Below are 11,089 nucleotides of genomic sequence, written 5' to 3' on the forward strand. Positions count from 1 at the left end.
TCAGTGATTCCGCGCAGCGGCGACCTCAACTGCTCTTCGACCATGCTCGCGCGGGCGCTGGCGTGATCGTTGTCGGCGGCCGCCATCGGCGGGCTGGCAGCGAAGCTGAGTAGCGGTGGCAATAGCGTGGTCAAGTAGCCGGCGAAGTTTCGTCCGCGCCGCCTCGTTCCGGCGGCGAGCGCATTCGGGTGTGCACAGGTAAACAACTTGCTGAACATTCCTGCCTCCGCAAAGCTCGCCGCCAGCAGAGCGATCGGCCGCGGCCGGGTCGGCCCAGGCCGCGAGAGCTGCCCACCTGCACGCCGTCGCGTCAGACGCGTATCTGGGTGAGGCAGGTCCCCTGCTGCCCGAGCACGGTGACCAAGCGGCCCAGCAAGTATAGGCACACGCCAACACCCGCGCAAGCCAGCGCCGACTCCTGCAGCCGACGTCGTCACCGCGGCGGACGACAAGCGGATGGCGGGAGACAGGAAGGAGGCGTGCGCTGCCAGGATCATCCTGGTGCAGGCGGCCGGTGCAGGCGGTCGGCGCAGGCGCCGAGCCGACCGCCATCCGCCAGCGAGAGCGCCAGCCCCCAGCGCTCGCCAAGCGTTGGAGGGCCAACGCGCTGCGCCACTGCATGTCGGAATCCTTTACAGCTTTCCGGGCCGTGCGCGCAGTTGGCGTCAGGATCACCGTTAAATTCGCCGACAGCAGGATATGGCATGAGTCGTGCTTTCGGAACCGGCGTCTTGCTCCTGGCGCTCGCTTCGAGCGTCGTTGACCAACCCCATGAGAAAAAGAACGATGATGAAGATCCTTGCTGGAATGATTTCTGCGTTGAGCCTGGCCGGGGCCAGCCACGCTGCGACAGTGCTTTACACGCAGAATTTCGAAGCCCCCGACATTCCCGCCTTCAACGCTTTTGCCGGTCCCGACGCAAGCTATACCTCGGTCAATAGCATTTACAATAATCAGCCCGCGGGTTTCTCTTTTGCCCAGCAGTACACGGTTGAGACGCTGCGCGTCGGAGGCAATCAGGCGTGGGGAGGTGCCGGCTTCGTCGATGGACAGGGGACTGCCGGCAACTATGTGATCAGCATGCTGTCGCACGCCAACGACGACTTGCTGGGCCTCTCGTTCAACGTTGGCGCATACCGGTTCCTGAATTTCCAGCTCGATGTTTCTTCGATCGATCTCAACTTCTGGGGCGGCCCCTTTGTTGCGAGCGGCGGACAAGCGCCGACCTTCAAGCTTTCGCTCTGGGATAACCCAGGCGGTGCCAACGGCCTGGGTGGCGGTACTCTGCTCGCGTCGGCAACGATCACCGGTCAGGCGTCGCCGGCACCCAACCGCTTCAATTGGACCAATCATGTCGTCGGGCTCGACGCGACAGGGAACACGAACGGCAATGTCACGCTGGTGATTGACGAGTTGTCTGGCGGTTATGCTGCGCTGGACAACTTCAGAATCGTCGCCTCAGATGTCAGCGGTGACGTCGGCCTGCCCGAACCGACCGCTCTCTCGTTGCTCGGCTTGAGCCTGCTCGGCCTCGGCCGCGCGCGCGGCTGGCAGCGATCGCGCTAGGCAAGACCAGGTTCCCCGCGCACAGGCAACAGCCCGGAAGCCGCAGATCGCCAAGGCAGGTCGTCCAACACAGCCGTCATCACGTTCGCTCTGCCGGTTAGAATTGCGTTTCCGGGAACTGTCCTGCGAAGCGGAAAATGAATTTCGACCGAGAACTCGATGTCAAGGGCTTGAACTGCCCGCTGCCCATCCTGCGCACCAAGAAAGTCCTGGCCGAGATGGCGGCCGGCCAGGTGCTGCGGGTGCTTGCCACCGACCCTGGCTCGGTCAAGGACTTCCAGGCTTTTGCCCGACAGACCGGCAACGAACTCGTCTCTTGGAACGAAACGAGCCAGGTCTTCGAGTACTTTCTCAAACGTAAGTAAAGCCTGCAGCCAGCCAGCCAGCGGCGCGTGCCGAGGCGAGAGCGCTGCTCATGGCAGTGGCCATGAACGCTGAGCACGACTCCTGCTTTGCCCTGTTCGACGGTGACGACGGAGGCGCGCTCGTCCTCGTCGATTGGCTGCGCGTCATCCGCTGCATGCCGCCGGACGACCCGGCCGATTTCTTTGCCGCACTCGATGCGGCGCGTACTGCCGGCTGCTGGTCGGCCGTGGCAGCCGACTATTCCCTGGGTTCGCGTTTCGAGCCAGGCGCCGCGACCCGACAAGGCGAGCGCGCGCCCTTGCGCGCCTGGGTCTTTGCTCGCGCCGAACGCCTTGCCCGGTCAGACCTGCCTTCCTTTCTCGCGGCGCGCCTGGCATCCCTGCCCGAGCAGCAGCGGGTAGCCGGAGTCGCCGAGGTGTCGCCGAGCGTCGATGAGCTGATGCACGCCGGGCAGGTCGAGCGGATTCACCGCTGGATTGCCGATGGCGATTGTTACCAGATCAACCTGACTTTTCCGATTCGCTTGCGCGTCTACGGACATCCTTTCGCGCTGTACGCGCATCTGCGCGAACGCCAGCCGGTGCGCTATGGCGCCTATCTGAGCGTTCCGGATGAGACCATTCTGTCGTTTTCCCCGGAGCTGTTCTTTGCGCGCTCGGGTCCGCTCGTCGTCACTCGACCGATGAAAGGCACCGCGGCGCGCGGCAGGACACCGGCTGAAGACGCCGCCCAGCGCGCTCGCCTGCTCGCCTCAGCCAAGGAACGGGCCGAGAACGTGATGATCGTCGACCTCCTGCGCAATGATCTCGGTCGGCTGGCCTCGCCGGGCAAGGTGCGCGTTACGGCGCTCTGCGAAGCCGAGGCGTATCCGAGTTTGTGGCAACTGGTGTCGACCATCACTGCCGATTTGCCCGAGGTGGCGCTGGCCGACATCTTTGCCGCGCTCTTTCCCTGCGGCTCGATCACCGGAGCGCCAAAAATCAGAGCGATGCAACTGATTGCCGAACTCGAGAAATCGCCGCGCGGACTGTATACCGGCGCGCTTGGCTGGCTGGCGCCGAATGGCGACTGTCGTTTCAATGTCGCCATCCGCACGCTCGAGGTCGCCGCCGACGGGCAGGCGACGCTCGGCGTCGGCAGCGGAATCGTCGCCGACTCGGATGCGGGCAAGGAATACCGCGAGTGTCTGCTCAAGGCGCAATTCGTCACCGCTTTCGATCCGGGTTTCGAGCTGATCGAAACGTTGCGCCTGGACGCCGGAACGTATCCATTGCTCGAAATGCACCTGGACCGGCTGGGTGAATCGGCGCGCGCGCTCGGGTTCACCTGCCCGTTGTCGGCTATCAGCGCTGCTCTGGCGAACGAAGCGCAGCGGCACCGTGCCGGGGTCTTCCGCGTCCGCCTGAGTCTGGCGCACAACGGGGCGTTCCAGATCACCTCGACGCCGCTGCTGGAAGAACGCCGGCAGGCAGTCTGGCGCGTCGTTCTCGCCAGCGAGCGCTTGCCGGCAGACGACTATCTGTGCCGCCACAAGACGACCGCGCGCGCGCACTACGACCGTGTTCTCGCGCAGTTGGCGGCGACACCGGAAGTCTTCGACGCGCTCTTTGTCAACACCCGCGGCGAAGTCTGTGAGGGCGCGCGCAGCAACATCTTCGTCGAGCGCGCCGGCGTCCTGCTCACGCCGCCGCTCGCGTGTGGTCTGCTCGGCGGCGTTCTGCGCCGCTCGCTGCTCGACGCTGGGCGGGCGGTCGAGCACATCCTGCGCGTCGATGATCTCCGCTCGGCGGCCGCCTTGTACGTCGGCAACGCCGTGCGTGGCCTGCTCCCGGCACGGCTGGACGACTGAGCGACGGGCGGGCGCCGGCCGGTCGCGATCAGTGCCCGGCGCGATTCAGCCGCGCTCTTTGCGGCTGGAGTTTTTCCAGCGTGGCCAGGAAGTCGGCGAGCCGCCTGCGTTCCTGTTCGACGACCGAAGCCGGAGCACGCGCGACGAAACGCGCGTTGGCGAGTTTCTCCTGCGCCTTGCCGACTTCGCCGAGCAGGCGGGCAATCTCCTTGTCCAGGCGTTCGCGTTCGGCTGCCAGATCGACCTGCACGTTCAGGAGAAGGCGTGTGTCGCCGACCACCGCGGTCGGTGCTTCGGCCTCGCTCGGAAACTCGCTGACGATGGTGACTTCCGACAGCTTGCCGAGCGCTTCCAGGTAGGGGGCGAAGTCAGCCAGCATCTGGCGGTCGCCACACGCTAGCAGGGGGACGCGCGTCGCTGGCGAAAGATTCATTTCGCCGCGCAGGTTGCGGCAGGCGTAGGTCAGCTCCTTCAGTTGCCGGACGCGCGCCTCGCTCGCCGGGTCGATCTTCTCGTTGTGCGCCTGTGGGTAGGCAGCGAGCATGATCGAAGCGTGCGTCTTGCTTCCGGCGACCGGGGCCAGCGCTTGCCACAGCTCTTCGGTGACAAAAGGCAGCAAGGGATGCGCCAGGCGGAGGACCGTTTCCAGGACGGTCGCCAGCGTCCACCGCGTCGCCTGTTTCTGCTCGTCGCTGCCGATCTGGAGCTGCACCTTCGACAACTCGACATACCAGTCGCAGAATTCGTCCCAGACGAACTCGTAGATCGCTCGCGCCAGCAGATCGAAGCGATACTCGGCGAAGTGCTGGGCGACCAGGGCAGCGCTGCGCTGCAACTGGCTGACGATCCAGCGATCGGCAAACGAGCTGCCGGCCGGCACGCCATCGGATTGGCCGAGCGCACGCAGGTCGGTCAGGTTGGCCTCTTCGCTGCTGTTCATCAGGACGAAGCGCGTGGCGTTCCACAGCTTGTTGCAGAAGTTGCGGTAGCCCTCGCAGCGGCTCAGATCGAACTTGATGTCGCGTCCCGGGCTGGCCAGCGAGAGAAACGTGAAGCGCAGCGCATCGGCGCCGAAAGCCGGAATGCCTTGCGGGAACTCCTTGCGCGTGCGCTTTGCGATTTCGTCCGCCTGCTTGGGGTTCATCAGCCCGCTTGTGCGCTTGTCGATCAAGGCGGCGAGGTCGATTCCGTCGATCAGGTCGATCGGGTCGAGCACGTTGCCCTTCGACTTGCTCATCTTCTGGCCTTCGGCATCGCGGATCAGGCCATGCACATAGACGTGCCGGAACGGGATCTTGCCGGTCAGGTGGCGGGTCATCATCACCATTCGGGCAACCCAGAAGAAGATGATGTCGAAACCGGTCACCAGAACGGTCGAGGGAAGATAGAGGTCGAGTGCCGGATTGCTTTCCGCCGGCCATTCAGCCGTCCAGTCGAGCGTCGAGAACGGCCACAGCGCCGAAGAGTACCAGGTGTCGAGTACGTCCGGGTCGCGCTTCAGCGCTCCCGTATAGCCGCTGGCGGCTGCCTGCGCGCGCGCCTCGTCTTCGTCGCGCGCGACGAAGACGCGTCCGTCGTCGCTGTACCAGGCAGGAATCTGATGACCCCACCACAGTTGCCGCGAAATACACCAGTCCTGAATGTTGTTCAGCCACTGGTTGTAGGTGTTGACCCAGTTTTCCGGAAAGAATCTGATCTCGCCCGAGGCAACGCAGGCCAGGGCTTTGCCGGCGATGCTGCTGCCGTCAGCAGCCGGGCGGGTCACGGCAACAAACCACTGGTCGGTCAGCATCGGCTCGATGATGACGCCAGTCCGGTCGCCGCGCGGTACCTTCATCACGTGCGGCTCGATTCGCGCCAGCAGACCTTGCGCTTCAAGGTCACGCTCGACTTGCTGGCGGGCGTCGAAACGGTCCAGGCCGCGATACGCGGGTGGTGCGTTGTCGTTGATCCGACCGTCCAGCGTCAGGATCGGAATCATCGGCAACTGATGGCGCTGAGCGACCGCGTAGTCGTTGAAGTCGTGCGCCGGCGTGACCTTGACGCACCCGGTGCCAAAGGCGAGGTCGACGTAGGCGTCAGCAATGATCGGAATATCGCGTCCGCAAAGCGGCAGCGTGACGGTCCGTCCAATCAGATGACGGTAGCGCTCGTCGTCGGGATGGACCATCACCGCGGTATCGCCGAGCATCGTTTCCGGTCGCGTCGTGGCGACGGTCAGCTCGCCGCTGCCGTCGCTCAATGGATAGCGGATGTGCCAGAGCTTGCCGGGTTCTTCCTCCTGCACGACCTCCAGGTCGGAAACTGCTGTCTGCAGCGCCGGATCCCAGTTGACCAGGCGCTTGCCGCGATAGATCAGGCCTTCGCGATAGAGGCGAACAAAGGTTTCGGTGACCGTGCGCGACAGCCCGGCGTCCATCGTGAACCGTTCACGGCGCCAGTCGGGCGACGTACCCAGCCGCCGCATCTGGCGGGTGATCGTGTTGCCGGAAAACTCCTTCCATTCCCAGACCTTGGCGAGAAACTTTTCGCGCCCCAGGTCGTGCCGCGAGATTCCTTGCCCGTCGAGTTGGCGCTCGACGACGATCTGCGTCGCGATTCCGGCGTGGTCGGTACCCGGCTGCCAGAGCGTGTTGTCGCCGCGCATGCGATGGTAGCGGGTCAGTGCATCCATGATCGCCTGGTTGAAGCCATGCCCCATGTGCAGCGTGCCGGTGACATTCGGTGGCGGCAGCAGGATGCAGAAAGCGCGCTGTCTGGCGAGGTCGAGACCGGCGTCGAAGTAACCTCTGGCCTCCCATTCCGGGTACCAGCGACGCTCGATGTCGGCTGGTTCAAAGCTTTTGGCAAGTTCCATATCGACGGAGGTAGTTTTCAGGAGTGCGCATTATACCGGATGGGGAGATGGCCCCGGGTCGGGCGCTCTGCCCCCGGTGGACACGTCTGGCCCGGCGCTCGGCGGTGGCACCGGCGGCGGACAGGGCTGTCCACTTGGTCTGATGAAGTCGCTCAGCGCGCTGGCGATGCTGGCGTCGATCGTTTGGCGCAAGACCCTGGCGGTGTCTGCCAGGCTGGCTGCGAGCAGTATCGGCAAGTCGGCGGCGAGGCGCTGATCGACCGCCTGGCGCAACTGGGAGACGAGCTTCGGGTACGGGTCGGCACACAGCTCGGGCGCCGTGCCCGCCGCCACGGCACTCGCGGCCTCGGCTGTCTCGGGCGGCACGACATCGGTGAGTAGCGGAATATCGGCATCATCCGGCGCCAGCATCGCGTCCCGCTGCGCGGGCTTGAGCGCGGCTACGAAACGACGACGGCGGCTTCGCCAGGGTTCATCCGCCGTAGGCCGAGGGGTGGCCGGCGCCGCTGGATCATGGCCGGAAACCTCCTCCGGCGCGGGCAAATCCTCGTCCACCACCCTTCGTCCTAGCCCGACCAATCGAAGTATCGGATCTCGTCACCGTGATCCTTGTATAACTTGGCGCGCTGCCGGCCAGCCCGACGCTCTTCGTCAAGCTGTCCAACGACCTCGATCAGGCTGGCGAAGCGGCCGTGGTCGGGCGGAATGTCGTCAGACAGATTGAGCAGGCGTTCAGTAAAGGGCACGTGCTCGAGCCGGCCGGCAATCAGCACCGGCGTTTCCGCAGCCAGTGGCGAGTCGACCTGGACATGCGGGATGAAGCCGCTCGGCGGTACCATCCACAACGCTCGATCAAGTGCTTCCGCGACCTCGGCCAGCGGCGCGTACACGAGCAGCCGCTTTTTTCGCGCAGACGCCCTGGCGATCAATTCGAGCGTCGCGCCCAGACGGTCGCCTGCGTTGTGGTAGAAGAAAACCTGCGTCAAGAAAGCAGCCCCAGGCGTTTGAGCAAGTAGTGCACGAGCAGCGAAACCGGGCGGCCGGTTGCCCCCTTGTCGACGCCCGATTTCCAGGCGGTGCCGGCGATGTCGAGATGGGCCCAACTGTGCTTCTTGGTGAAACGCGCCAGAAAACAGGCCGCGGTGATGCTTCCGCCCGCCCGGTTTCCGACGTTCGCCATGTCCGCAAACGGGCTTTTCAGCGCTTCCTGATAGTCGTTCCAGAGCGGCATCTGCCACGCCCGGTCGTGCGCTTCGTCACCGGCGTGGAGCAGTTCGCGCGCCAGCCCGTCGTTGTTGGCGTACAGACCGCTGGCGACATGTCCAAGCGCGATCACGCAAGCGCCAGTCAGCGTCGCGATGTCGATCAGCACCTCGGGGGCAAAACGATCGGCGAAAGTGAGCGCGTCGCAGAGGATCAGGCGGCCCTCGGCGTCGGTATTGAGAATCTCGATCGTCTGCCCGGACATCGAGGTCACGATGTCGCCTGGGCGCGTCGCCGAACCGCCCGGCATGTTCTCGCTCGCCGGAACGATGACCGTCAGATTGAGCGGCAGTTTAAGGAGCGCTGCCGCCTTGATCGTTCCGATGACGCTCGCCGCACCGCACATGTCGTACTTCATTTCGTCCATCTCGGGCGCCGGCTTCAGCGAAATGCCCCCGGTGTCGAAGGTAATCCCTTTGCCGACCAGAACGACGGGCTTGTCGTCGGCCTTACCTCCGCGGTAGTGGAGAACGATCAGTTTGGGCGGCTGGTGCGAGCCGCGCGCGACGGCGAGCAAGGAGTGCATGCCCAATTCCGCCATTTCGTCGCGCTCGATGATCTGGCAGTCGATCTTGTGTTCGTTCGCCAGTTCGCGTGCCGTTTCGGCAAGATGCGCCGGGTTGCACACGTTCGGCGGCAGATTGCCCAGGTCCTTGGCGAGCGACATGCCTTCGGCGATCGCCTGCCCCTGCTTGAGCGCTTCCTCGGCGGCCGCCAGCTCGTTGCGCCGGTCAACGATGAAGGTCAGCTTGCGCAGCGGCCGGCGAACCTTGTCCTTCTTGCTCTTGAACTGGTCAAAGCGGTAGACGGTTTCCTGCGCGACAATCGCCGCCTGGCGGACGCGCCACGCGCAAGTCCGCTTCCTGACGCTGGTTTCGGTCAGGAAAACCGTACCGTCGAAAGCGCCGGTCTCGTTCAAGGTTTTCACCGCACTGCGGATCGCGTCGCCGAACTCCTTGTCGCCGAACTCCTTCTCTTTGCCCAGACCAACCAGCAGGACGCGGTCGCACAAGGTGCCGGGGACGTTGTGCAGGAGCAGCGTCGAGCCCGCCTTGCCCTCCATATCGCCGCGCCGAACGATGTCGGAAATGTGATTGTGCGCCGCGTTGTCGAGCAGCTCGGCCGCCAGAGTGAGCTTGCGGGGTTCGAAAACGCCGACGACGACACAGGCACTCCGCTGCTTTTCCGGGCTGCCGCTTTTTATGCTAAATTCCACTCAACTCCCCTCCGGCCAGGCGCGCTGTTGCAAAACGCTGATTATCACTGCAGTTTTTCGTCGAAGTCAAAAGAATGATCTTTCAGGGCGCCGTCCGGCGCGAGTTCGCCCATTCGGCGGCCGGGATCTTTACCGCGCTTTTCGCGATCCTGGTAACGACGCAACTGATTCGCCTGCTCAGCGAGGCGGCGCAAGGTAGCGTCGAAGCCGACGCCGTCGCAGCGCTGCTCGGTTTCTCGGCGCTCAATTACCTGCCGCCGCTACTCTCTCTGTCGCTCTTCGTCGCCATACTGCTCACCCTGTCGCGTAGCTACCGCGACTCGGAAATGGTCGTCTGGTTTTCCGCCGGCCTGCCGCTGACCGCGTGGATCAGGCCGGTCCTGATCTTTGCCCTGCCGCTGGTCGCCACCATCGCCGTCCTTTCCTGGTTTCTCTCGCCATGGGCCTTGGCGCAAAGCGCCGAATTTCGCGGCAAGCTGAGCATGCGCAAGGATACCGGTCAGGTGGCACCGGGAACCTTCCAGGAAACGTCGGCGGGCGATCGAGTGATCTTCGTCGAAGGCCTTGCCGAAGACACCAGCCAGGTCCACAACGTTTTCGTCAGCGAAGCGCGCGGCGAACGCGTCGGCGTCACGATGGCGGCGACCGGCTACCGGACGACGGCGAACAATGGTGACCGCTTCATCGTGCTCGAGAACGGCAGCCGCTACGAGTTTACGCCGGGAACCGCCGAGTACCGCATTCTCGAATACGCGCGCTACGCGGTTCGCATCGAGACCAAGGAGTCGCGCAGCCTTGAACCGACGCCGAAGACGATGCCGAGCCAGGAACTGCTCGCCATCGACTCGCCGGTCTATCGTGCCGAGCTTCTCTGGCGTTTGAGCATGCCCTTTTCGGCCATCGTCCTCGCCCTGCTGGCGATTCCATTGTCTTTCGTCAATCCGCGTGCCGGGCGTTCGGCGAACATGCTGCTCGCCGTGCTGGTCTATCTGATCTACAACAACCTGCTGACGATCAGCCAGGGTTCGGTGGCGAGCGGCAAGGTCTCTTTTCCCGTCGGGCTGACGACGGTACACCTGGTGATGCTCTGCGTTCTACCGCTGCTCTTCTACCACCGGATCGCCGTGTCCTCGTTCATGCGCCTGACGCGATGAAAGTCTATCGCCGCTACCTTGGACGCGAGGCGTCGGCTGCCATTCTGCTGGTGCTGCTCGCTTTCCTGGTTCTCTTTTCGTTCTTCGACGTGCTCGCCGAGGTCAAGAACGTCGGTCAGGGAGGCTACAAGCTCCGTCACGCTTTCGCCTTCGTGCTCCTGCGTCTGCCCGGGCGAGCCTACGAACTGATGCCGATCGCCGTTCTGATCGGTACCTTGTACGCCTTGACCACCTTGGCTCGCCATTCCGAGATCACTGTTCTACGCGTCTCGGGTTTGTCGACGATAGCCTTGCTGAACGGCCTGTTTCTTGTCGCTGCTGTCTTCGCCGGGTTGACTTTCCTGCTTGGCGAGTACGTTGCACCGCCAGCGGAGAAAGCCGCGCACCAGATGCGCCTCAAGGAGAGAGGCCGCATGGTGGGACAGGATTTGCGTTCCGGCCTGTGGGTGAAAGACGAGCGGAGCTTCATCAACGTGCGCGTCGTTCTCCCGGATACGCGCTTACGGGGAATCCGCATCTACACCTTCGACGAGCAGGCAAAACTGAACAGCGTGATCGAGGCGGCGGCCGGCGAGCATGTCGTTCCCGACGGCTGGCGCCTGACCGAAATCGTCCAGACGACGCTCTCCAGCGACCGCGCTGAAGTGCAAAGAATGCCCGAGATGCTCTGGCGCTCGGCGCTCAACCCGGACATTCTGGCGGTTCTCATGGTTTCGCCGGAGCGCATGTCGCTGCGTCACCTCTCCGCCTATACCAAGCACCTGGCGGACAACCGGCAGACGACGAACCGCTACGATATCGCGTTCTGGAAGAAGATC

10 protein-coding genes are annotated in these 11,089 nt (G+C 64.0%); 5 read left to right on the top strand and 5 right to left on the bottom strand.

Annotation, left to right across the window (positions count from 1 at the left end; translation table 11 throughout):
- The coding region (locus tag Q1L59_RS16430; RefSeq protein ID WP_300334314.1) for a hypothetical protein at positions 1–218 on the bottom strand (218 nt) is incomplete at its 3' end.
- Positions 219–786: 568 nt separating this feature from the next.
- Between Q1L59_RS16430 and Q1L59_RS16435 the strand changes: the two genes are divergently transcribed.
- From Q1L59_RS16435 to pabB, 3 genes are all read left to right on the top strand, one after another.
- Positions 787–1,566, top strand: a complete 780-nt coding sequence (locus Q1L59_RS16435; RefSeq protein ID WP_300334317.1) for a hypothetical protein — start codon at positions 787–789, stop codon at positions 1,564–1,566.
- A 137-nt stretch (positions 1,567–1,703) separates the two neighbouring features.
- Entirely contained in the window at positions 1,704–1,931 is a 228-nt protein-coding gene (locus tag Q1L59_RS16440; protein WP_300334320.1) for a sulfurtransferase TusA family protein, read from the top strand.
- A 62-nt stretch (positions 1,932–1,993) separates the two neighbouring features.
- On the top strand, positions 1,994–3,781 hold the full coding sequence (gene pabB / locus Q1L59_RS16445) for an aminodeoxychorismate synthase component I (RefSeq protein WP_300334323.1): 1,788 nt from the start codon (positions 1,994–1,996) through the stop codon (positions 3,779–3,781).
- A 28-nt stretch (positions 3,782–3,809) separates the two neighbouring features.
- Here the strand turns inward: pabB and Q1L59_RS16450 are convergent, their stop codons facing one another.
- The 4 genes from Q1L59_RS16450 to Q1L59_RS16465 form a co-directional block, all read right to left on the bottom strand.
- A complete protein-coding gene (locus Q1L59_RS16450; RefSeq protein WP_300334326.1) occupies positions 3,810–6,638 on the bottom strand; it encodes a valine--tRNA ligase in 2,829 nt (942 codons plus the stop codon).
- Between the two features lie 30 nt (positions 6,639–6,668).
- Entirely contained in the window at positions 6,669–7,049 is a 381-nt protein-coding gene (locus tag Q1L59_RS16455) for a hypothetical protein (protein WP_300334328.1), read from the bottom strand.
- 155 nt (positions 7,050–7,204) lie between these two features.
- Complete coding sequence (locus tag Q1L59_RS16460) at positions 7,205–7,624, bottom strand: DNA polymerase III subunit chi (protein WP_300334330.1); 420 nt, start codon at positions 7,622–7,624, stop codon at positions 7,205–7,207.
- Positions 7,621–9,117: a leucyl aminopeptidase gene (locus tag Q1L59_RS16465; protein ID WP_300334333.1), complete on the bottom strand. Its 1,497-nt coding sequence runs from the start codon at positions 9,115–9,117 to the stop codon at positions 7,621–7,623. Before Q1L59_RS16465 ends, Q1L59_RS16460 begins: the two co-directional genes overlap by 4 nt.
- Positions 9,118–9,191: 74 nt before the next feature.
- Here Q1L59_RS16465 and lptF point away from each other — a divergent pair, with 74 nt between their 5' ends.
- Together lptF and lptG are read left to right on the top strand one after the other, a co-directional pair.
- Positions 9,192–10,271, top strand: coding sequence for an LPS export ABC transporter permease LptF (gene lptF / locus Q1L59_RS16470; protein ID WP_300334336.1), 1,080 nt, complete (start codon positions 9,192–9,194; stop codon positions 10,269–10,271).
- A partial coding sequence (lptG, locus tag Q1L59_RS16475; RefSeq protein ID WP_300334338.1) for an LPS export ABC transporter permease LptG occupies positions 10,268–11,089 on the top strand: 822 nt, incomplete at its 3' end. The genes lptF and lptG, both read left to right, overlap by 4 nt.

It is taken from the genome of Accumulibacter sp., from assembly GCF_029255125.1.
GTDB lineage: Bacteria > Pseudomonadota > Gammaproteobacteria > Burkholderiales > Rhodocyclaceae > Accumulibacter.